Annotated in this window: 16 protein-coding genes, 2 tRNA genes and 1 pseudogene; 10 read left to right on the forward strand and 9 right to left on the reverse strand. The window is 60.1% G+C overall.

From position 1 onward, the window contains the following. Positions 1-36: 36 nt before the first annotated feature. The 4 genes from KSS96_RS23170 to KSS96_RS23185 all read right to left on the reverse strand — a co-directional run bounded on the left by KSS96_RS23170 (position 37) and on the right by KSS96_RS23185 (position 2,958). Positions 37-333, reverse strand: coding sequence for a co-chaperone GroES (locus tag KSS96_RS23170; RefSeq protein WP_017529276.1), 297 nt, complete (start codon positions 331-333; stop codon positions 37-39). Between the two features lie 247 nt (positions 334-580). Further along, a complete protein-coding gene (locus tag KSS96_RS23175) occupies positions 581-1,057 on the reverse strand; it encodes an FxsA family protein (RefSeq protein WP_065876665.1) in 477 nt (158 codons plus the stop codon). Positions 1,058-1,124: 67 nt separating this feature from the next. Beyond that, entirely contained in the window at positions 1,125-1,856 is a 732-nt protein-coding gene (locus KSS96_RS23180; RefSeq protein ID WP_217855345.1) for a HugZ family pyridoxamine 5'-phosphate oxidase, read from the reverse strand. Positions 1,857-1,950: 94 nt separating this feature from the next. Next, on the reverse strand, positions 1,951-2,958 hold the full coding sequence (locus KSS96_RS23185) for a DUF481 domain-containing protein (RefSeq protein WP_065876666.1): 1,008 nt from the start codon (positions 2,956-2,958) through the stop codon (positions 1,951-1,953). A 210-nt stretch (positions 2,959-3,168) separates the two neighbouring features. On the opposite strand from KSS96_RS23185, the gene KSS96_RS23190 reads away from it, so the two are divergent. From KSS96_RS23190 to KSS96_RS23205, 4 genes are all read left to right on the forward strand, one after another. Continuing rightward, on the forward strand, positions 3,169-3,483 hold the full coding sequence (locus KSS96_RS23190) for an MGMT family protein (RefSeq protein WP_050554005.1): 315 nt from the start codon (positions 3,169-3,171) through the stop codon (positions 3,481-3,483). Between the two features lie 43 nt (positions 3,484-3,526). Next, entirely contained in the window at positions 3,527-5,059 is a 1,533-nt protein-coding gene (locus KSS96_RS23195; protein ID WP_017529281.1) for an AmpG family muropeptide MFS transporter, read from the forward strand. A gap of 191 nt (positions 5,060-5,250) precedes the next feature. Further along, entirely contained in the window at positions 5,251-6,966 is a 1,716-nt protein-coding gene (locus KSS96_RS23200; protein ID WP_017529282.1) for a proline--tRNA ligase, read from the forward strand. A 20-nt stretch (positions 6,967-6,986) separates the two neighbouring features. Continuing rightward, the gene (locus KSS96_RS23205) at positions 6,987-7,940 is read left to right on the forward strand and encodes a hypothetical protein (RefSeq protein WP_017529283.1); all 954 of its coding nucleotides are present in this window, start codon (positions 6,987-6,989) and stop codon (positions 7,938-7,940) included. Positions 7,941-8,068: 128 nt separating this feature from the next. On the opposite strand, the gene dinB is transcribed toward KSS96_RS23205, so the two are convergent. Beyond that, entirely contained in the window at positions 8,069-9,127 is a 1,059-nt protein-coding gene (dinB, locus tag KSS96_RS23210) for a DNA polymerase IV (protein ID WP_217855346.1), read from the reverse strand. A 277-nt stretch (positions 9,128-9,404) separates the two neighbouring features. Between dinB and KSS96_RS23215 the strand changes: the two genes are divergently transcribed. The 5 genes and pseudogenes from KSS96_RS23215 (at position 9,405) to KSS96_RS23235 (ending at position 15,258) form a co-directional block, all read left to right on the forward strand. Beyond that, positions 9,405-9,481 (forward strand) — tRNA-Met (locus KSS96_RS23215). 100 nt (positions 9,482-9,581) lie between these two features. Continuing rightward, a pseudogene (locus KSS96_RS23220) lies at positions 9,582-10,835 on the forward strand (IS3 family transposase). A gap of 158 nt (positions 10,836-10,993) precedes the next feature. Further along, positions 10,994-11,070, forward strand: a tRNA-Met gene (locus KSS96_RS23225). Between the two features lie 265 nt (positions 11,071-11,335). Next, positions 11,336-13,978, forward strand: coding sequence for a bifunctional lysylphosphatidylglycerol flippase/synthetase MprF (gene mprF / locus KSS96_RS23230; RefSeq protein ID WP_017529966.1), 2,643 nt, complete (start codon positions 11,336-11,338; stop codon positions 13,976-13,978). Beyond that, entirely contained in the window at positions 13,978-15,258 is a 1,281-nt protein-coding gene (locus tag KSS96_RS23235) for a virulence factor family protein (RefSeq protein ID WP_017529967.1), read from the forward strand. The genes mprF and KSS96_RS23235 overlap by 1 nt, the downstream gene beginning before the upstream one ends. Positions 15,259-15,395: 137 nt before the next feature. On the opposite strand, the gene recJ is transcribed toward KSS96_RS23235, so the two are convergent. Beyond that, positions 15,396-17,105, reverse strand: a complete 1,710-nt coding sequence (gene recJ / locus KSS96_RS23240; RefSeq protein WP_017529968.1) for a single-stranded-DNA-specific exonuclease RecJ — start codon at positions 17,103-17,105, stop codon at positions 15,396-15,398. Positions 17,106-17,202: 97 nt separating this feature from the next. Next, on the reverse strand, positions 17,203-17,745 hold the full coding sequence (locus tag KSS96_RS23245; RefSeq protein WP_003175888.1) for a YaeQ family protein: 543 nt from the start codon (positions 17,743-17,745) through the stop codon (positions 17,203-17,205). A 138-nt stretch (positions 17,746-17,883) separates the two neighbouring features. On the opposite strand from KSS96_RS23245, the gene KSS96_RS23250 reads away from it, so the two are divergent. Beyond that, a complete protein-coding gene (locus tag KSS96_RS23250) occupies positions 17,884-19,083 on the forward strand; it encodes a CaiB/BaiF CoA transferase family protein (RefSeq protein ID WP_017529969.1) in 1,200 nt (399 codons plus the stop codon). Between the two features lie 195 nt (positions 19,084-19,278). On the opposite strand, the gene KSS96_RS23255 is transcribed toward KSS96_RS23250, so the two are convergent. Together KSS96_RS23255 and thrC are read right to left on the reverse strand one after the other, a co-directional pair. Then, positions 19,279-19,563, reverse strand: coding sequence for a DUF3509 domain-containing protein (locus tag KSS96_RS23255; RefSeq protein ID WP_065876668.1), 285 nt, complete (start codon positions 19,561-19,563; stop codon positions 19,279-19,281). Positions 19,564-19,785: 222 nt separating this feature from the next. After that, entirely contained in the window at positions 19,786-21,195 is a 1,410-nt protein-coding gene (thrC, locus tag KSS96_RS23260) for a threonine synthase (RefSeq protein WP_017529971.1), read from the reverse strand. Between the last annotated feature and the right edge of the window lie 62 nt (positions 21,196-21,257).

A 21,257-nucleotide genomic window follows, 5' to 3' on the forward strand; every position in this document is an offset into this window, starting at 1 on the left:
TAAATACTTTGTAGTAACGGGAAAATGAGCGGGAAATCAGCCTTCGAGTACGGCGAGAATTTCGTTCTCAGCCATCACCAGCAGGTCTTCGCCGTCGATTTTCACAGTATTGCTGCCGGAGTAAGGGCCGAAAACAACCTTGTCACCCACTTTCACGGCCAGTGCGCGGACATCACCGTTTTCCAGGGTCTTGCCTGGGCCCGCAGCGACGATCACACCGTGGTTGGCTTTTTCAGCAGCCGAACCTGGCAGAACGATGCCGCCAGCGGTTTTCTTTTCTTCTTCGCTGCGACGGATGACGACGCGGTCGTGCAGAGGACGAAGCTTGCTCATTGTCGATCTCTCCTAATTGTGTTTTTCATCGGCCGGTATCAATTCCGGCGGGTTAAATTCCGGCGGTGCCGGTCGCGGTTCGCTGGGCGAAACGCGGAAGTCTGTCTAGTGTCACCACCAGAAACCTTGCGGTGACCGATACATAAGGGCGCATAAGCTGATTACAAGGGGGCGTAGATGAAATTTTTTGTGTCTGCGGCCGGGGAAATGCAACACGGCACCCAAAGGTGCCGTGCCGATGAAGCAGTTATTTGCTGTCGCGGTGCTCGAACTCGCCTTCAATCACATCGCCTTCGCGCCCCAGCGGCTCGCGTGGAGCCGGGCCACCGCGCGATTGCAGGTCGTCGGCGAACGCTCGTTGGCGTATCGCCGCTTCTTCGGCGCGCTGGCGCATCTTGCCGGCCAGCAGTTTGCGGGTGAACGGCAGCAGCATGACCAGGCCGATCACATCGCTGATAAAACCCGGCAGGATCAATAGGCCACCCGCCAGGGCCATCATCAGGCCTTCGAGCATGGTCTGGGCCGGCAGCTCGCCGCGGTTCAGGCTTTCACGGGCACGCAGCGCCGTCGCCAGCCCGGCGACGCGCAGCACCAGAACGCCGAGCATCGAGCCGAGAATGATCAGCAACAGGGCCGGGAAAAAGCCGATCGCACTGCTGACTTGAACGAATACGAACAGCTCCAACACCGGGAACAGCAGAAAGAGCAATAAAAAAGGGCGCATCAAAAGAGTTCCTCAACGCAAGAATGCCTTGCAAGTACACACTAGATGCCGCCACCCCTGCCTGAATTCAAGCTGAAGCCGGTTCTTTTTTTGGCCATGCCTGGGCATGAGCCAATGAAACGAGGGCTTCGCGCACTTGTGTCGGAGTGTTGCAAGACTCGGCAAAGGGCAACCAGTACAGTGATTGGCCAATGCGCAGGTGCATGCCCTCGCTGTCGATGCCGGCCAGTTGCGCCGGCTCGGAGGCGGGCAGCCCCGCCAGGTCGACATAGTGAGCAATTGCCTTGGCGTGATCGCTGTTCATGTGGTCGACCATACTGCGCTCGGCCTTGCCGAAGAACGGGTTGGTCAGGCTCAACTGGTCGATCCAGTGAATCGCGCCAAAGCCGCCGATATAGCGGTGGCGAACCGGCTTGAGCACCCAAAAGTCGAAATCGTGAGCCTTGTGGTAATTGGCCGAATCAGGAAAGTAGCGGTAGTAACGCTCGGCGGCCGCTTCAATGGCAGCGGTGTCTTCCAGCTTCTCGGCTTCGGCCAGATAGGTCAGGCGCCCCACCGCCTGCACATCATCCGCCTCGCGCTCGCCCACCAACAGCGAGCACTTGGGGTCTTTCTGCAGGTTGTGGGTGTGTTGGGCGATGCGGCTGATCAGGATCAGCGGGCGGCCCAGTTCGTCCAGGCAGTAAGGCACCACCGAACCGAACGGGAAGCCAGGCATGGCCTTGGATAATGTGGAGAGGGCCCCACGGTATTCCTTGAGCAACAGCTCTCGGGCGTTCTTGGCAACCTGTGCGCTCAACGTATGACTCCTCGGGTATTCAGCCGCCCACAGTCTATGGGAATCGATCTCAACACACGGTAATCAATATACGCACCGGTTGCCAGGGACTCGATTACCAGGCCACGCCGAAGCCTGCGGTGTAGCGGGTCTTGCTCAAGCTGCTTTCGGAGTCGCCGCTGATCATGTCGCGCTCGGCCTTGAGGTTGAGCGATGCCCATTCGGTGACTTTGTAGCGCAGGCCCATCTCAGCATCGAGAGAGTAGTCGACGGGCCCATCGATCGGCCGGCCCAGTTCCCCATTGGTGAAGAACTCGACGGTCTTGCCCACCAGGTAGCGGTTGTAATTCCATTTCATGGCCACCGAATAGAAGTTGTCTTTACCGCCTTCGGCATATTCATAGTCGGTACGGTTGACCAGCGAACCGAGGGAGAACGCCCCCAACTCGTCGTCCCAGAACTGGTACCCCGGGCCGGTACCGACGGTGCGTTGGCGGGCGAGGTCTTCGACTTTGTCGCGCTTGTAGGTCAAACGCCCCTGCCAGAACCAGTGCTCGGTGAGGAAACGGTCCAGGTCGTATTCCAGCGCCCAGTTGTCCGTGGTGCTCACATCATCCTGGAACTCGCGGTTGTATTCGCCCTGGCCAGTGTGACGCCATTGGCCATGACGCGCGGTGGTCTTGAAATCGATGTCGTAATCGTTGGTATCTTTCTCGGCGCGCTTATAGTCCAGCGCCATGTCGACGTTGCCCTTCCACACCAGGTCTTCAATCACCGGCTTGGGCTTGATGATTTGCTGGATGCTGGCCAGTTCGACGGTCTTGGGCGCCTCGCCATTGGCCAGCACTACTTTGCCGTCATCCGCAGCCTGCAGGGACTTGGCCTTTTCGCCGGTATAGGCATCCTGCTTGACCAGCAGTTCCTGGTCACTTTCCAGGGTCTTGACCTGCTTCCAGTCCACCGGGATGGCGCCGGCGTAATCGGTCTGGATCAACAGCTTACCGCCGTCGAAGACCTTGATCTTGCCGGTCAGGCGGTCACCGTTCTTCAACCAGACGGTGTCTGCTAGCAAGGGGGTTGAGGCGCTGAGAACAGCTAGGCACAGCAGGGTTCTGGACAACATAAGCGTATTCGAGGCTCGGGCTTTGGCAAAAAGAGGGCATTATCGTGTTAGATAACGTCTGAGCAAGGACTGACTCAAGGATCGGGGTTGAGTTCAACGCTCACCACCATGTTTACAGACGTTTCTTACAAATATGCCGACGATTTCAACGGATCGCGCCATAAACCGGATAGCACCACAGTGAATCAATCAGCCCAAACCCCCGCCGAAATGCGCCGCACCGCGCTCTACCTGACTTTGGCGCAAGTCCCCGCTGGCTGCGTGGTGAGCTACGGCGAACTGGCGCAACTGGCTGGGCTGGGGCGCGCGGCTCGGTGGGTCGGGCGCACCTTGAGCCAACTGCCCGAGGACAGCCGACTGCCCTGGCACCGCGTGCTGGGTGCCGGTGGTCGGATAAGTCTGCCGGCGGGCAGTGCCTCGGGCGACGAGCAGCGCGCGCGTTTGCGCGATGAAGGCGTCACGGTGCGCAACAATCGCGTGGATATTCAGCGCCATGGCTGGCGCCCGGTAGAGCACAGCGGTTAGAGTGCGCGCTTTGTTTTCGCAAACCTGAGGCAGACTCCAGCCCATGCCCCGTAAAACCTGGCGCGCCGCGCTCGCTGCCTATGCCAGCCCCTCGACGTTAGTGCTGTTGTTGCTCGGCTTTGCCGCCGGCTTGCCTTACATGTTGGTGTTCTCGACGCTTTCGGTGTGGCTGCGCGAGGCCGGTGTGGCCCGCGAGACCATCGGCTATGCAAGCCTGATCGGTTTGGCGTACGCCTTCAAATGGGTCTGGTCGCCGCTGCTCGACCAATGGCGCCTGCCGCTGCTCGGCAAACTCGGACGTCGACGTTCCTGGCTGGTCTTGTCCCAGTCGCTGGTGATCCTCGGATTGATCGGCATGGGCTTCTGCGACCCACAGAAACACCTGTCCTGGCTGATCGCTATTGCCGTGGTCGTGGCCTTCGCCTCCGCCACCCAAGACATCGCGGTCGATGCCTATCGCCTGGAAATCGCCGACGACAGCCGCCAGGCCGCCTTGGCCGCCAGCTATATGTCCGGCTACCGCATCGCCGCCCTGCTGGCCACGGCCGGCGCGCTGTTCTTTGCCGAAGGCTTCGGCTCCACCGGTTTCAACTATAAACACGCGGCCTGGACCGGCACCTACGTGCTGTTCGGCGTGCTGATGATCCCGGCGCTGCTGACCACGCTGCTCATGCGCGAACCGAATGTGCCATTGCGCACCCAGTTGCAGGCCGGACGCTACAGTTTTGTGCACCAACTGGTATCGGTGTTTGTGCTGATTGTGCTGCTGGTGTCGGTTCCGGCGATGTTTACCCAACTGTTCAACACCGATTTCGCCAGTGTACTGTTCCAGGGTGTCAGCCTGTGGGACCTGCTGATGGAAGACCGCGCCTTCCTGCGCGCCATCCTCTATATCACGCTGACCGCCTTATGCCTTTCGGCCATGGGCCGCCGTGGGCTTGCGCCGGTGCTGACGCCGGTCAATGACTTTATCCTGCGCTACCGCTGGCAGGCCCTGCTGTTGCTGGGGTTGATCGCCACCTATCGCATGTCCGACACCGTGATGGGCGTGATGGCCAACGTGTTCTATATCGACCAGGGCTTTACCAAGGACCAGATTGCCGGGGTCAGCAAGATCTTCGGCCTGATCATGACCCTGCTCGGCGCCGGCATGGGCGGCCTGTTGATCGTGCGTTTCGGCATCCTGCCGATCCTGTTTATCGGCGGTGTGACGTCGGCCGGCACCAACCTGCTGTTCGTGATGCTTGCCGACATGGGCCCGGACCTGCAGATGCTGATCTTCACCATCTCCCTGGACAACTTCAGCTCGGGCCTGGCCACGTCGGCGTTTGTGGCCTACCTGTCGAGCCTGACCAACCTCAAGTTCTCCGCCACCCAATATGCGCTGCTCAGCTCGATCATGCTGTTGCTGCCACGCCTCATCGGCGGGTATTCGGGCGTGATGGTGGAGAAGTTCGGCTATCACAACTTCTTTATGATTACCTGCCTGCTGGGTGTGCCAACGCTGCTGCTGATTGCGTTGCACTGGTATCAGGAAAACCGGCGGATTCGGTTGAACCCACCCGCCGAAGACTGACACAACTCGGTCAATGTGGGAGGGGGCTTGCTCCCGATAGCGGTGGGCCAGTGCGCTATAAGCGCCTGACCCTGCTATCGGGAGCAAGCCCCCTCCCACAGACCCCTCTGCATTCTGACGCCTGTACTCCAGCAGTTTGCGCCCGTACAATCCCAAGTCATTTCAAGCCCAGCAACCGACAACGGCCTACCATGCGCACCAGTCAATATTTGCTCGCCACACAGAAAGAAACGCCTTCCGACGCGGTCGTGATCAGCCATCAGTTGATGCTGCGCGCCGGCATGATCCGCAAACTGGCCTCGGGCCTGTACACCTGGTTGCCCATGGGCCTGAAGGTGATGCGCAAGGTCGAAGCCATCGTTCGTGAAGAAATGAACGCTGCCGGTTCTCTGGAAGTGTTGATGCCGAGCACCCAACCGGCTGAACTGTGGCAGGAATCCGGGCGCTGGGAAGAGTACGGCCCTGAGTTGCTGCGCTTCAAGGACCGTCATGGCCGCGACTTCTGCGCCGGCCCGACCCATGAAGAAGTGATCACCGACCTGATGCGCAACGAGCTGAGCAGCTACAAACAGCTGCCGCTGAACCTGTATCAGATCCAGACCAAATTCCGTGATGAAATCCGCCCACGCTTCGGTTTGATGCGCGGCCGTGAGTTCATCATGAAGGACGCCTATTCGTTCCACGCCGACCAGGCTTCGCTGCAGGCGACCTACGACCGCATGCACCAGGCCTACTGCAACGTATTCACACGCCTGGGCCTGAAGTTCCGCGCGGTTGAAGCGGACAACGGTTCCATCGGCGGCGCCGGCTCCCACGAGTTCCACGTGCTGGCCGAGTCCGGCGAAGACGACATCGCCTTCAGCAACGGCTCCGACTACGCGGCGAATATCGAGAAAGCCGAAGCCGTGCCGCGTGAAACCTCGCGCCCAGCCCCAACTGAAGAGCTGCGCCTGGTGGATACCCCGGACACCAAGACCATCGCGGCCCTGGTGGAGAAATTCAATCTGCCGATTGAAAAGACCATCAAGACCCTGATCGTGCACGCCGAGGAAGAAGGCAAGCTGATCGCCCTGGTGATCCGTGGCGACCACGAACTCAACGAAATCAAGGCGGCCCAGCAACCTGGCGTGGCCAGCCCGCTGGTCATGGCCACCGATGCCGAACTGCGCGACGCCATTGGCGCCGGCGCCGGTTCCCTCGGCCCGCTGAACCTGCCGCTGCCGATCATCATCGACCGCTCGGTCGAACTGATGAGCGATTTCGGCATCGGCGCGAACATCGACGACAAGCACTACTTCGGCGTGAACTGGGAGCGAGACCTGCCGGTGCCGACCGTGGCCGACCTGCGCAACGTCGTGGCCGGTGACCCAAGCCCGGATGGCAAGGGCACCCTGGAAATCAAGCGCGGCATCGAAGTCGGGCACATCTTCCAGTTGGGCAACAAGTACAGCAAGGCGATGAAGTGCGAAGTGCTGGGCGAAAACGGCAAGCCGATCACCCTGGACATGGGTTGCTACGGCATTGGCGTGTCCCGCGTGGTTGCCGCTGCCATCGAGCAGAACAACGACGAGAAAGGCATCATCTGGAGTGACGCCCTGGCGCCGTTCCAGGTTGCCCTGGTGCCGCTGCGTTACGAAACCGAGCAAGTACGCGAAGCCACCGACAAACTGTATGCCGAACTCACGGCAGCCGGTTTTGAAGTGTTGCTCGATGACCGGGACAAGAAAACCAGCCCGGGCATCAAGTTCGCCGACATGGAACTGATTGGCATCCCACACCGCATCGTGGTCAGTGACCGCGGCCTGGCTGATGGCAATCTGGAATACAAGAGCCGGACCGAAGCCGAAGCCCAACCGTTGCCGGTGGCTGACGTGCTGTCTTTCCTTCAGGCGCGTATTCGTCGCTGAAAACCAGATCAAGAGAAGTCATGTTCAAGCGAAACACCAGAGCCCTGGGGGGCGCCGCCTTGTGCGGCGCCCTGCTGGTCAGCGGCTGCGCCAACCAGATGTCGCAACGCAGTGAGCACGAGGAGCGGGTCGAGCGTAAGTTGCTCAACCACAGCCTGCAGATCGATGTAGGCGAACCCAAAGTGCTTGAGCTGCCGCAACGCCGGGTGCGCATTCACGAACAGAAGACCTTCGAGGTCACCGAATTCGAAGTCACCCGTCGTTACGACCGCTACACGCCCTACCAACCCTGGCGCAAACTCTATGAGATGCCCCTGGGTGCGGTGGCGCTGGTGGCGGGCGCGGGTGCCAACGTGGCGAATATCTTCGCCCTCGGCCACCTGCCTACCAGCATGACCCACGACTGGCTGACCTACGGCGTGGACGGCCTCAACCCGTTCATGAACGTGCAGTCCCATGGCCGTGCGCAACAGAACCTGGCGGGTATCGATGAAGTCCAGCGCGACAAGCGCGTGGAGTATTCGAGCCTGCCGTGGAGCGAGCGCCCGGTACAGGTCACCGCCGGCAAACAAACCCATGAGCTGACCACCGACCGCAACGGCGTCCTGCGCCTGAACCTGTTGGACAGCCCATTTGCCGAGCAGGACCTGAACCGCATCACCACCTTGAAAATCAGCGTGGAAGATGGCCAGGACGATGTGCATTCGGACTCGACCCTGGCGATCAGCAGCGCCTTGCGCGGCAAATTGCTGGAAGCCCACGGCCTGATCTATGACGACCTGGAAGACGATGAAGTCAGCCAGTGGGTTCACCGGGTCAAGCGCCTCTCGGAGCTGGGCCTGGAAGAAGAAGCCAGCGAACTGGAACAAAGCTTGATCGAACTGACCCGCAATGATCCGGAGTTGCAGCAGGAATTTCTGCAAGCGCTGACCAAGGATGCGGGGCGGTTGGTGGCGGATCCCGGAGCACGCTGAGGCTTCAAAAACGCTGTAGATCCAAATGTGTGGGGGCTTGCTCCCGATAGCGGTGCATCAGCCAGCTTATACATAGCTGACACACCGCAATCGGGAGCAAGCCCCCTCCCACATTTCGACTCCGGTTTCTACCAGGAGAATTCGAGCTGTTCGTTGCCGCCGCTCAAGTCCAGCAGCCGCACACCAATCCCCAACAGCCGCACCGGCTTGCCACCTCGGTTAAATGCCTGGGTCAGCAACTGTTGATAACTCTCCAGATCCCTCCCCGCCCCCGCCTGCTCCAATGTCGTTTGGGTAAAGTCATGAAACTTCACCTTCACAAACGGCTTGCCTGCGCGGTAACTGCTGTCGATGCGCGCCATGCGCCCGGCCAGGGTTTCCATCAGTTCGGGGAGTTTTGCCAGGCAACTTGAAAGATCGGGCAGGTCGACGTCGTAGGTATTTTCCACACTGATGGATTGTCGCCGACTGTCGTTGTGCACCAAACGGTCATCGATCCCACGAGCCAGGCTCCAGAGTCGCTCACCAAAACTGCCGAATTCGCGCACCAGCGCCAGCTTGTTCCACTCGCGCAGTTGCAGGCAGTCTTCAATACCCAGGCGCGCCAGCTTATCGGCCGTCACCTTGCCTACACCGTGCAATTTGCTCACGCGCAACTGGGAGACAAAGTCTTCGACCTGGTCCGGGGTAATCACGAACAGGCCGTTGGGCTTTTTCCAGTCGCTGGCGATCTTCGCCAGGAACTTGTTCGGCGCCACCCCTGCGGACACGGTGATGTGCAACTGGTTGGATACCCGCCGGCGAATATCCTGGGCGATACGCGTGGCGCTGCCACCAAAATGCGGGCTGTCGGAGACATCGAGGTAGGCCTCATCCAGCGACAAAGGCTCGATCAAATCGGTGTAATCGCGAAAGATCAGCTGGATTTCCTTTGACGCTTCTTTATAGGCATCCATCCGCGGCTTGACGATGGTCAGGTCCGGGCACAGCTTTAAGGCATGGCGCGACGACATGGCCGAGCGCACCCCATAGGCCCGCGCTTCGTAGTTGCAAGCGGCGATCACCCCACGCCGATCCGCCGAGCCCCCCACCGCCAGCGGCTTTTGCGCCAGGCTCGGGTCATCGCGCATCTCGATGGCGGCGTAGAAGCAATCACAGTCGACGTGGATGATTTTGCGCTGAGTCATATAAAAGAGGGCAATCCAACGGGCCGCCAGTATCGCATTCACCCCTGTATATAGCACCAGTAGTTTGAATCTTCCGTCTGAGCGGTAGGAAAATTCCCAGCTAAATTTATTTTCTCAATCGAATTTGGCATTTCAATAGAGCTGAAAGCCCCGGCCGGACTGGCCCGCAGCGGTCATGCAGCCACTAATGGAGAGCTAACCGATTGAACCACAAGCGCTTTTCTTTCAATCTCGGGTTGACACACTCGCGTTCCTCTGTAGAATGCCGACACACAGACGCGGGATGGAGCAGTCTGGTAGCTCGTCGGGCTCATAACCCGAAGGTCGTCGGTTCAAATCCGGCTCCCGCAACCAAACATCAAAAAAGGCTACTCGAAAGAGTGGCCTTTTTTGTTTTGCCTGTCCCGTCCTGAATAAGGTTTACACCTTCTGATCTGCTTTTCAGGAGGACGTAATGGAATCAGTAAAAAGGCGCAGTCAGCGAGACTACACGTTGACCTTCAAATTATCGGTCGTCGATCAGGTCGAAAAAGGCGAGCTGAGTTATAAAGAGGCTCAGGAGCGCTACGGGATTCAAGGCAAAACGACCGTTCTGACCTGGCTACGCAAGCACGGTCGGCAGGATTGGAGCCCGGGCACATACATTGGCTCGCCGAGGATGGGGTCTATGCCCGACAAAAACCGACCATTAACGCCAGAGCAACGCATCAAAGAGCTTGAAGAGCAGTTGGCGCTGTCCAATCAGAAAGCGCAGTTTTTTGAGGCAGTCGTGGATGTCTTGAAAAATGACTACGGTCTCTCTGTCGTAAAAAAGCGTCCCGGCAAGTCCTCGCCCAAAAACGAATCCAAAACCTGAGCATCAGCAGGGCTTGCCAGTTCATGGGGATAAGCCGCCAGGCTTACTACAAACGCAATCGCGCCGATGCGGCACGTCTCGCTCTGGATCAGAAAGTTGCCGATTTCGTTCAGCAAAAACGTCAGCGGCAGCCACGTTTGGGCACCCGAAAGCTGCATTACTTGCTGCAGTGCCAACCTCAGCTTGAGCTGCAAGTGGGTCGAGATCGCCTGTTTTCGATTCTGCGTGAACGGCGTTTATTGGTAGCCCGCAAGCGGGCGTATCACAAGACAACCGACAGCCATCACCGCTTTCGGCGTCATCCAAACCTGCTCAAACCCGGCCCTGATCAAGTTATTCCCAGCGGCCCGGAACAAGTCTGGGTGGCTGACATCACCTATCTGCCCACTCAGGAAGGTGTGGCCTATTTGAGCCTTGTGACGGATGCTTTTTCACGAAAGATCGTGGGCTATCACGTCCATGAAAGCCTGCACACCGAGTCGGTCGCGCAGGCGCTGCGCCGAGCGGTGAAATATCGTCGAACGGAGCAGCCGCTGGTGCATCACTCAGATAGAGGCAGCCAATATTGCTCGGGAATGTATCAGGAGTTGCATGCGAAGCACGGCATCAGGTGTTCGATGACGGATGGCTATGACTGCTACCAAAACGCCTTGGCAGAGCGGGTCAACGGGATATTGAAGACAGAGCTTTTGCTCCAGCGGCCACAGGATTTAACGCAGGCGAAGAAGATGGTCAGCGAGTCGGTATCGATCTACAACCGTGAGCGTCCACACCTGTCTTTGAAATACAAAACGCCCGATGCGATGCATCGGGCGTTAGGGTGAAACAGGTGTAAACCTATTTCAGGACTAGACAGCCTGGGTGTCAGCTTCCTGATCCGGCCGGCATCGGGGCAAAGTGTTTTCAATCGCGAAGTCAGGTTGCCCGCGCAGTCAATTCACACTTATTTGACCCATTGGTTGATTAACGGTTGACACCTCGGCGTTGGACTGTACAATGCCGCCCACAGACGCGGGATGGAGCAGTCTGGTAGCTCGTCGGGCTCATAACCCGAAGGTCGTCGGTTCAAATCCGGCTCCCGCAACCAAACATCAAAAAAGGCTACTCGAAAGAGTGGCCTTTTTTGTATCCGGCGAAAAAGTTCTTTTGAAACAATGACATGGCATCTTTCATGAAACCGTACAGGGTTTGTAGAGTCCATCTCATCGCAAGCATGCTTACTTCTCTACGACCAATGGCCGCAGTCGCCGCACCCGGTGATCCGCGTTAATATTTGTAATTATTTTGTCCATAGGGATTGGTAACTTGGCTGGATACCTCCATCCTGTCGCGCACAATCCACGAGGTGATTGATGCGCGCCAACTCGTCTGAACCACAAGACACCGTCACAGCAGAACAACCGATCGCTCCCACCCGCTTACGCTGGCTGGATCTGTTGAGCAAATACCGGCAACCCATCGGGCTGGCCGTCACCTTGCTGCTGTTCGCAATTGCCCTGATCGCCTGCCGACACCTGTTGCTGGAACTGGACCTCTACGCCCTCCACGACTCGATCCTGGACGTGCCCAGGCCGGCGCTGCTGGGGGCATTCGCCGCAGCGGTGGCCGGGTTCGTCATTCTGTTGGGCTACGAATTTTCCGGAGCACGTTACGCCGGGGTAAACCTGCCCGCCAAAACCTTGGCCCTGGGCGGCTTTACCGCGTTTGCCATCGGCAATGCCATCGGCCTGTCGATGCTCTCGGGCGGCTCGGTGCGCTACCGTTTATATGCGCGCCATGGCATCGGGGCGTCGGAAGTGGCCCATATGACCGTATTCGCCAGCCTGGCCCTGGGCTGCGCCCTGCCGCCGCTGGCCGCCCTGGCGACACTGAGCAATTTGCCGGCCGCATCGACGTACCTGCATTTGCCGCAAACTGTACTCGGCGGCGTTGCCGGTGCCGTCCTGCTGTTATCGGCGATGCTGTGCATCGGTATTTATCGCCGACGCCTGCCGGAACAACCGTATCCGGACAACCTGCTGGTCAGGGCCGGCCGTCGCACCCTGCGCTTGCCTGGCCGGCGCCTGACGCTCCTGCAACTGGTCATCACCGCACTCGACGTCGCCGCTGCCGCTACCGTTCTTTATATGTTGCTGCCCGAAGCCCCGCCGTTCGGCCCGTTCCTGCTGGTGTACCTGCTGGCCCTGGCCGCCGGCGTACTCAGCCATGTACCGGGTGGCGTGGGGGTGTTCGAGGCGATTCTGCTGGCAGCCTTCGCCGACAAGCTCGGCGCCGCGCCATTGGCCGCCGCCCTGCTGCTGTACCGCATGATCTATGTCGTGCTGCCGCTGCTGATTGCCTGTGTATTCCTGCTGATCAATGAGGCCCAGCGACTGTTCCAGACCCAACAGAGCCTGCGCGTGGCTTCGGGCCTGGCGGCGCCGGTGTTGGCCGTACTGGTTTTTTTGTCCGGCGTGGTCCTGCTGTTTTCCGGCGCCACGCCAGAGATCGACTCACGCCTGGAAAACATCGGTTTCCTGATTCCCCACCGCCTGATTGATGCGTCGCACTTTGGTGCCAGCCTGATCGGCGTGCTGTGCCTGCTGCTGGCCCAGGGCTTGCGCCGGCGTTTGTCAGCCGCCTGGATGCTGACCATGGTGCTGCTGCTGACGGGCGCCCTGCTCTCGCTGCTCAAGGGTTTCGACTGGGAAGAAGCCAGTCTGATGACCATGACCGCGGTGCTGCTGGCGATCTTCCGGCGCTCGTTCTACCGCGCCAGCCGCCTCACCGAACTGCCGTTCTCGCCGCTCTACCTGGTGGCCAGCGTCTGCGTGCTGGGCGCGTCGATCTGGCTGCTGCTGTTCGCCTATCAAGATGTGCCTTACAGCCATCAACTGTGGTGGCAGTTCACCCTGGACGCCAACGCCCCACGTGGCCTGCGCTCACTGCTCGGGGCTGCGGTGCTGCTGGTGATCGTCTCGCTGACCTGGCTGCTGCGCACTGCTCGCCCGGTGATCCACCTGCCGACGCCGCAAGAGCTGGAGCGCGCCAGCAAGATCCTGATGGCCTCGTCACAGCCCGACGGCGGCCTGGCGCTGACCGGCGACAAGGCGCTGCTGTTCCACCCCAACGACGAAGCCTTCCTGATGTATGCCCGTCGCGGCCGCAGCCTGGTGGCCCTGTACGACCCGATCGGCCCGACCCAACCGCGCGCCGAGATGATCTGGCAGTTCCGTGACCTGTGCGACATCCACCATGCGCGCCCGGTGTTCTACCAGGTGCGGGCGGAGAACCTGCCGTACTACATGGACATCGGCCTTACCGCGATCAAGCTGGGCGAAGAAGCGCGCGTGGACCTCAAACGCTTTGACCTTGAAGCCAAGGGCAAAGAGATGAAGGATTTGCGCTACACCTGGAACCGTGGCACCCGGGACGGCCTGTCCCTAGAGATCTGCGAGCCGGGCACCGCGCCGATGGATGAATTAAAAGTTATCTCGGACGCCTGGCTTACCGGTAAGAATGTGCGCGAAAAAGGCTTTTCCCTGGGACGCTTCAGTGACGACTACCTCAAGCATTTTCGTATCGCGATCATTCGCTTCGAAGGGCGCCCAGTGGCCTTCGCCAACCTGCTCGAGACCTACAACCACGACCTGGCCAGCCTCGACCTGATGCGTGCCCACCCGGACGCGCCCAAGCTGACCATGGAGTTCATGATGGTCGGCCTGATTCAACACTATAAGAATCATGGCTACGCCCGCTTCAGCCTGGGCATGGTGCCATTGTCGGGCCTGCAACCGCGACGGGGCGCGCCATTGACCCAGCGTCTGGGTTCGATGGTGTTCCGTCGTGGCGAGCAACTGTATAACTTCCAAGGTTTGCGCCGCTTCAAAGACAAGTTCCAGCCCGACTGGGAACCCCGCTACATGGCCGTGCCCGCCGGACTGGATCCGCTGGTGGCACTGGCCGATACCGCCGCCCTGATCGCGGGCGGCTTGACTGGATTGGTGAAACGCTGATGATTCGACGCTCCTGGCGGTATGTATTGGCCTTTGTAGTGCTGCTCGCGCTGGTCCTGGGCGGTGGCTTTTGGTTCTGGAACCGCCCTGCCCCGCAGCCGACCCTGGAGCAACTGCCCCAGGCCGATGGTTCGGTGATGACCCGCGTCACTCCGGTCGGCACAGCCAAAGCACGCGTCGCCGTAGCGGTGATGGCCGACGAAACCCTGACCGACAGCCAACTGATGACGCTGAGCCAGGGGGGCAAGGCGCAGATCGTCCAGGTGATCCTGCCAAAAGACGACTGCAAGCTGCAGGAACAAGCGCTGCAAAGCGCCCTGGGCCAGCTCAAGGGCCCGGCGACGCTGGTCAGCGGCATCGGCCCTGGCGCCGCCCTCGCCTGGCGCTGGCTGGCCACCCAGAACGACGACAAGGCCAACGCCATCTCCGTCGGCTTTGCTCTGGTGCAGGAAGGCTGCAAGGACCCGCTGCCCAAGACCGCCGCTCACGGCAACTGGCTGGTGGCGTGGAACGATAACCCTGACGATGAAAGCGCCAGTTTCGTACGCGACACGCCACGCGCGACTACGAGCATCAGCGACTATGACATTCATTACCCGCAAGTCCTGAATAACGAACTGCGCAAGCAACTGGTGGGTTCGGACAACGGCGGGCTGGCGATTCCCGTGGTGGAAGTACCGGCTGGCCAGGCCAAAGACACGGTCACCCTGTTCCTCTCCGGTGACGGCGGCTGGCGTGACCTGGACCGCGACGTAGCGGGTGAAATGGCCAAGATCGGCTACCCGGTGGTCGGCATCGACACCCTGCGCTACTACTGGCAGCACAAAACCCCGGAACAAAGCGCCAAGGACCTCACCGAACTGATGCAGCACTACCGGCAGAAGTGGGGCACCAAGCGCTTCGTACTGACCGGCTATTCGTTCGGCGCCGACGTACTGCCGGCGATCTACAACCGCATGCCGGAGAACGAGCAGCAACGGGTCGATGCGATCATCCTGCTGGCCTTCGCCCGTACCGGCAGCTTTGAGATCGAAGTGGAAGGTTGGCTGGGCAATGCCGGCAAAGAAGCCGCCACCGGGCCGGAAATGGCCAAGCTGCCGCCTGAGAAAGTGGTGTGCATTTATGGCGCCGAAGAAGTCGACGAGAGTGGCTGCACCGACAAGACCGCTGTGGGTGAGGCACTGAAACTGCCAGGTGGGCATCACTTCGACGAGAACTACCCGGCGCTCGCCAAGCGGTTGGTGGATATCATCGTCAAGCACCAGGCCAAGGCCGAATAACCCCAGGCAACACACAGGACCCAATGTGGGAGGGGGCTTGCTCCCGATAGCTAAGTGTCAGTCAACAGCGTTGTGACTGATGCACCGCAATCGGGAGCAAGCCCCCTCCCACATTTGCTTTATGGTGTGGCTGAAAATCAGCGCGGCTCGATGTGCGCGATCATCAGTTGAACCGTCTCATTCCCACGAAACTCGTTCACGTCCAGCTTGTAGGCCAATTCCACCCAACGCACGGTAGGGTTCGGCCAGACCTCCCGATCCACCCCAAACGCAATGCCATCGAGCTTCACCGAGCCGCATTCGCTCTTGAGCACCACTTTCAGGTGCCGCTCCCCCACAACGCGCTGCTCAACCAACTGGAACACACCGTGAAACAACGGCTCGGGAAAGTGCTGCCCCCACGGGCCTGCATGCCGTAGCGCACGGGCCAGTTCCAGATGAAACTCTTCCACCGCCAGGGTGCCATCGGACAGCAGGCGACCGGTGAGGTCTTCTTCACGCAGTTGACGACGCACCTCGGCGTCAAAGGCCTCGGCAAACAGTGGGAAATTTGCCTCGGGCAACGTCAGCCCGGCCGCCATGGCGTGGCCGCCGTACTTGGTGATCAGGCTGGGATGCTGGCTGGCGACGACCGCCAGGGCATCACGGATGTGAAAGCCCTGCACAGAGCGCCCCGAGCCCTTGAGCAGGCCATCACCGGCGTCGGCGAAGGCGATGGTCGGGCGGAAATAGCGCTCTTTCATGCGCGACGCCAGAATACCGATCACGCCCTGATGCCACTCGGGGTCGAACAGGCACAGGCCATAGGGCATCGATTCCATCGGCAAGTCCTTGAGCTGGGCCAGGGCCTCGCGCTGCATGCCTTGTTCGATGGATTTGCGGTCCTGGTTCATGCCATCCAATTGCGCGGCCATTTCCCGTGCGGCCGCAAAATCGGTGGTGAGCAGGCATTCGATGCCCAGACTCATATCGTCCAGACGCCCGGCGGCGTTGAGCCGTGGCCCGAGGATAAAGCCCAGGTCGGTTGAAGTGATGCGCGCGGCGTCGCGCTTGGCCACTTCCAGGATTGCCTTGATTCCCGGCCGCGCACGACCCGCGCGGATACGTTCCAGGCCCTGATGCACCAGAATGCGATTGTTGGCGTCCAGGGGCACCACGTCGGCGACGCTGCCCAGGGCGACCAGGTCGAGCAGATCGCCGATGTTCGGCTGCGGCGTGTTCGTGTACCAGCCCAGGTCACGCAGGCGCGCGCGCAGGGCCATCAATACGTAGAAGATCACGCCCACGCCGGCCAGGGCCTTGCTGGGGAACGCGCAGCCGGGTTGATTCGGATTGACGATCGCATCCGCTGCCGGCAACTCGTCACCGGGCAAGTGGTGGTCGGTCACCAGCACCCGCAGCCCCGCCGCCTTGGCCGCGGCCACCCCTTCCACACTGGAGATGCCGTTATCCACGGTGATCAGCAATTGCGGCTCGCGCTGCAGGGCCACGGCGACAATTTCCGGGGTCAGGCCATAGCCATATTCGAAGCGGTTGGGTACCAGGTAATCGACATGGGCCGCACCCAGCAAACGCAGGCCCAAGGTGCCCACGGTACTGGCGGTGGCGCCATCGGCATCGAAGTCGCCGACGATCAGGATGCGCTGACGTTGTTCCAGGGCCGTCACCAGCAGGTCTACCGCCGCGTCGATGCCCTTGAGCTGCTGATAGGGAATCAACCGTGCCAGGCTTTTATCCAGCTCAGCCTCCGATTGCACCCCGCGGGCGGCGTAAAGACGGGTCAACAGCGGCGGCAATTCACCGAGAAACGGCAGGACAGCGGGCAACGGGCGAGGATCGATACGCATACGGGGGTGATGACTTCTCTGCGGATAAACGGTTAAACGACAATGCTTCAAACGACACAAATCACTGTGGGAGGAGGCTTGCTCCCTCCCACATTTTTCAATCGCGTCCGCCAACCAGCCACTGCAACTGCACTTCATGCTGGCCACGGTCATCGGTCACGAAAACTGTGCCTTCGCTGATCATCACGTCCCACTTGATAACGCGGGGCATGTCCTTGGCCAGGGTTTCCAGCACTTCCTGTGGCACGGCAGCGATGTGCACGTTCTTCAGGTTAGTCGCCACCGGCACCACTTTGCCTTCCCAGACTCGCAGGCTGCCATACGCCAGCAGGCTGGTACGCTCGGTGCGGCGCGAGCACCAGGTCAGACGGTCGGCGTCGGGCTGGCCGACTTCGATCCAGTGCAAAACGCGATCATCCAGGCTTTTTTCCCACAGGGCCGGTTCATCTACATCTGACAGGCCACGACCGAACGCCAACTGCTCGTTATAAAACAGGGCATAAGCCAGCAGGCGCACGGTCATGCGCTCTTCGGTTTCCGAAGGGTGACGGGCGATGGTCTGTTTGACGCTCTCGTAGACCGAACGGTCGAGGTCGGTGAGGTTGAGTTCGAATTTGTAGGTCGTGGACGGCTGGGCCATGAACGGGCTTCTAGAGACAGGGAAAGGCGGCCAGTCTAACCGATGGTGGAGCCATTCAACGAATCATCATCCTTATCCCTCACCGCTCGCCTATGTTAAAAGGCATCACACACCCGTCCAGCGCCAGAAAGGATCCTCATGTCGTTCAATGCCAAACCGCTTGCCGGCCTCAAAGTCATCGAACTCGGCACCCTCATCGCCGGGCCGTTCGCCTCTCGCATCTGCGCCGAGTTCGGGGCCGAGGTGATCAAGGTCGAATCCCCCGACGGCGGCGACCCGCTGCGCAAATGGCGCAAGCTGTATGAGGGCACCTCGCTGTGGTGGTTTGTGCAGGCGCGCAACAAAAAGTCGCTGACGCTGAACCTCAAGCATCCGGACGGTTTGGCGGTTCTCAAACAGCTGCTGGCGGACGCCGATATGCTCATCGAGAATTTTCGTCCCGGCGTGCTCGAAAAACTCGGCCTGAGCTGGGAGACCCTGCACGCGCTGAACCCGAAGCTGGTGATGGTTCGCCTCTCGGGCTTCGGCCAGACCGGGCCGATGAAAGATCAGCCGGGGTTTGGTGCCGTGGGCGAATCCATGGGCGGGTTGCGCTATATCACCGGTTTCGAGGACCGCCCGCCGGTGCGCACCGGGATTTCCATCGGTGATTCCATCGCCGCCTTGTGGGCCGTGATCGGCGCGCTGATGGCGCTGCGGCACCGTGAGGTCAACGGCGGCCTGGGCCAAGTGGTGGATGTGGCGCTGTATGAAGCGATCTTCGCCATGATGGAAAGCATGATCCCCGAGTTCGACGTGTTCGGGTTTATTCGCGAGCGCACCGGCAACATCATGCCCGGCATCACGCCGTCCTCGATCCATACCAGCGCGGACGGCAAGCATGTGCAGATCGGCGCCAATGGCGATGCCATTTTCAAGCGTTTCATGAGCGCCATCGGCCGTGACGACTTGGCCAACGATCCGCAACTGGCCAGCAATGATGGACGCGACAGCCGCCGTGATGAGCTGTATGGCGTGATCGATCGCTGGGTCAATTCATTGCCACTGGAGCAGGTGGTCGAGCAACTGAACAAAGCCGACGTACCGGCCAGCCGTATTTACAGCGCCGAAGACATGCTCGGCGACCCGCAATTCCTGGCCCGTGAAATGTTCCTGAAGGCGCAGTTGCCCGATGGCAAGGATTTCAAGATGCCGGGCATCGTGCCCAAACTGTCGGACACCCCCGGCAGCTGCGAGTGGGTCGGCCCGCAGTTGGGTGAACACAACGCGGTGGTGCTCGAAGCGTTGGGTTACGACGCCGCCGCCATCGCACGTCTGCGCGAACAGGGCGCCATCTGACACCTCAAGCAGCATCGCCCCACATAAATCGCAGGCAAAAAGAAACCCCGAAGCGTGGGGAGACACTTCGGGGTTAAACGTGGCCTTACAATGACCAGTACAACAAGCCACAAACACCGGAGCACAATGTTTGCTCTTGCTGTTACGAAATCTGACCGGCCATGCTGTAGGAAGTTTCCAAGGACAAATAATTCTTCATGCGCAGACCGGCGCACGTGTCATGGCGGCGTTGCGCAAGGCTGCGATAACCGAGGGTTCGAGGCGACCTTCAGCGATTTTCAAATCGCGCAGCAGGCAATCCACCACATCCACCAGGGCGCGTTTGTCGGTCAACTGCGCGCGGTTGACTTCGCGCTCGACCATGATGGCGCCACCGGGGTTCTTCACGGTCACCAGGCATTCGCCCTGCACACCTGAGGTGGTCAGCGTAACCAGATAAGGGCTCAGTGCTTCTTCGAGCAATAGGCTGATACTTTCCATCTCGATCACCACTCAATAGTTCGGGAACAATCGTTTCAACGGGTGCTGCATCTATCCTAAGTGACTGGTCGTGACGTAGGAAAGTTCGCTTTTTCGTTATCGCGGGGGGATGACGTATTTAGCATGCGCTTGCAACATGACAACGAAAAAACTGCGGCACACAAACAAAAAACGCCGCTGACCCAGCAAGGGAAAGCGGCGTTTTGGTGTAAGCGGTTCGCCTTACAACGGTTTACCCCGATTGCCATGCTGGCTGACAAACGCCTGCACCGCTTTGAGGTCATTGGTCAACACCGTGCAACGTTCTTCACGCTCGAACAGGTCAGTCAGATGCGCCGGCAGTTCAAGGGCCTTGCCAACACCGGCCTTCTCCACCGCCTCCGGGAATTTGACCGGGTGAGCGGTCCCGAGGATGACCATCGGGGTATCCAGGCTGCGACGGCATTCGCGGGCGGCCTTCACACCGATCGCGGTGTGCGGGTCGAGCAGCTCACCGGTCTGGGCAAACACTTCGGCGATGGTTTCGCAAGTCTGCGCATCGTCCACCGCCAGGGAGTCGAAGAGCTTGCGGGTTTCAGTCCAGCGCTCCTCATCAACACTGAAACCGCCACCGCTTTTGAAGGTGTCCATCAAGCCGGCAATAGCGGCGCCGTTGCGACCATGCATATCGAACAGCAGACGCTCGAAGTTCGACGAAACCATGATGTCCATCGACGGCGACAGAGTGGCGTGCAGGGTTTCCTTGACGTACTGGTTGCCGCTCATGAAGCGGTGCAGGATGTCGTTGCGGTTGGTGGCGACGATCAACTGGTTGATCGGCAGGCCCATGTTGCGCGCCAGGTAACCGGCGAAGATGTCGCCGAAGTTGCCGGTGGGCACCGAGAACGACACCGAGCGCGCCGGGCCGCCCAGCTGCAGGGACGCGTGGAAGTAGTAGACGATCTGGGCCATGATCCGCGCCCAGTTGATCGAGTTCACCGCCACCAGGCGGGTGCCCTTGAGGAAGCTCTGGTCAGCGAAGCTGTTCTTGACCATTTCCTGGCAGTCATCGAAGTTGCCTTCGATGGCGATGTTGTGGATGTTCTCGCCAAAGATGGTGGTCATTTGCCGACGCTGCACTTCCGACACGCGCTTGTGCGGGTGCAGGATGAAGATGTCGACGTTTTCGCAGTGCTTGCAACCTTCGATGGCCGCCGAGCCGGTATCACCGGAGGTGGCGCCGATGATCACCACGCGCTCACCGCGCTTGGCCAATACGTAGTCCAACAGGCGACCGAGCAGTTGCAGGGCAAAGTCCTTGAACGCCAAGGTCGGGCCGTGGAACAGCTCCAGTACCCATTCATTGCCGTTCAGTTGGCGCAAAGGCGCGATGGCGCTGTGGGAAAACACGCCGTACGTCTCTTCCAGGATTTTTTTGAAGTCCGCATCCGGAATGCTGCCGGTGACGAACGGGCGCATCACCCGGAAGGCCAACTCGTGGTATGGCAAGCCGGCCCAGGAGGCGATTTCTTCCTGGGTGAAGCGTGGCAGGTTTTCCGGCACGTACAGGCCGCCGTCGGTGGCAAGGCCTGCCAGCAGAACGTCTTCGAAATTCAGGGCCGGTGCCTGGCCGCGGGTGCTGATGTAACGCATGACTGGCTCCTCTAAAACATTCTCGAACAGAAGCCGCCGAACGCACGGGGCCTCTGGAACAA

Origin of the sequence: Pseudomonas asgharzadehiana, assembly GCF_019139815.1 — a bacterium.
Classification (GTDB): domain Bacteria; phylum Pseudomonadota; class Gammaproteobacteria; order Pseudomonadales; family Pseudomonadaceae; genus Aquipseudomonas; species Aquipseudomonas asgharzadehiana.

What these genes read in the sequence shown, in the direction of transcription:
- KSS96_RS23170 (WP_017529276.1), bottom strand. Translation starts at nt 333, where the DNA reads ATGAGCAAGCTTCGTCCTCTGCACGACCGCGTCGTCATCCGTCGCAGC.
- KSS96_RS23175 (WP_065876665.1), bottom strand. Translation starts at nt 1,057, where the DNA reads ATGCGCCCTTTTTTATTGCTCTTTCTGCTGTTCCCGGTGTTGGAGCTG.
- KSS96_RS23185 (WP_065876666.1), bottom strand. Translation starts at nt 2,958, where the DNA reads ATGTTGTCCAGAACCCTGCTGTGCCTAGCTGTTCTCAGCGCCTCAACC.
- KSS96_RS23190 (WP_050554005.1), top strand. Translation starts at nt 3,169, where the DNA reads ATGCGCCGCACCGCGCTCTACCTGACTTTGGCGCAAGTCCCCGCTGGC.
- KSS96_RS23195 (WP_017529281.1), top strand. Translation starts at nt 3,527, where the DNA reads ATGCCCCGTAAAACCTGGCGCGCCGCGCTCGCTGCCTATGCCAGCCCC.
- KSS96_RS23200 (WP_017529282.1), top strand. Translation starts at nt 5,251, where the DNA reads ATGCGCACCAGTCAATATTTGCTCGCCACACAGAAAGAAACGCCTTCC.
- KSS96_RS23205 (WP_017529283.1), top strand. Translation starts at nt 6,987, where the DNA reads ATGTTCAAGCGAAACACCAGAGCCCTGGGGGGCGCCGCCTTGTGCGGC.
- dinB (WP_217855346.1), bottom strand. Translation starts at nt 9,127, where the DNA reads ATGACTCAGCGCAAAATCATCCACGTCGACTGTGATTGCTTCTACGCC.
- mprF (WP_017529966.1), top strand. Translation starts at nt 11,336, where the DNA reads ATGCGCGCCAACTCGTCTGAACCACAAGACACCGTCACAGCAGAACAA.
- KSS96_RS23235 (WP_017529967.1), top strand. Translation starts at nt 13,978, where the DNA reads ATGATTCGACGCTCCTGGCGGTATGTATTGGCCTTTGTAGTGCTGCTC.
- recJ (WP_017529968.1), bottom strand. Translation starts at nt 17,105, where the DNA reads ATGCGTATCGATCCTCGCCCGTTGCCCGCTGTCCTGCCGTTTCTCGGT.
- KSS96_RS23245 (WP_003175888.1), bottom strand. Translation starts at nt 17,745, where the DNA reads ATGGCCCAGCCGTCCACGACCTACAAATTCGAACTCAACCTCACCGAC.
- KSS96_RS23250 (WP_017529969.1), top strand. Translation starts at nt 17,884, where the DNA reads ATGTCGTTCAATGCCAAACCGCTTGCCGGCCTCAAAGTCATCGAACTC.
- KSS96_RS23255 (WP_065876668.1), bottom strand. Translation starts at nt 19,563, where the DNA reads ATGGAAAGTATCAGCCTATTGCTCGAAGAAGCACTGAGCCCTTATCTG.
- thrC (WP_017529971.1), bottom strand. Translation starts at nt 21,195, where the DNA reads ATGCGTTACATCAGCACCCGCGGCCAGGCACCGGCCCTGAATTTCGAA.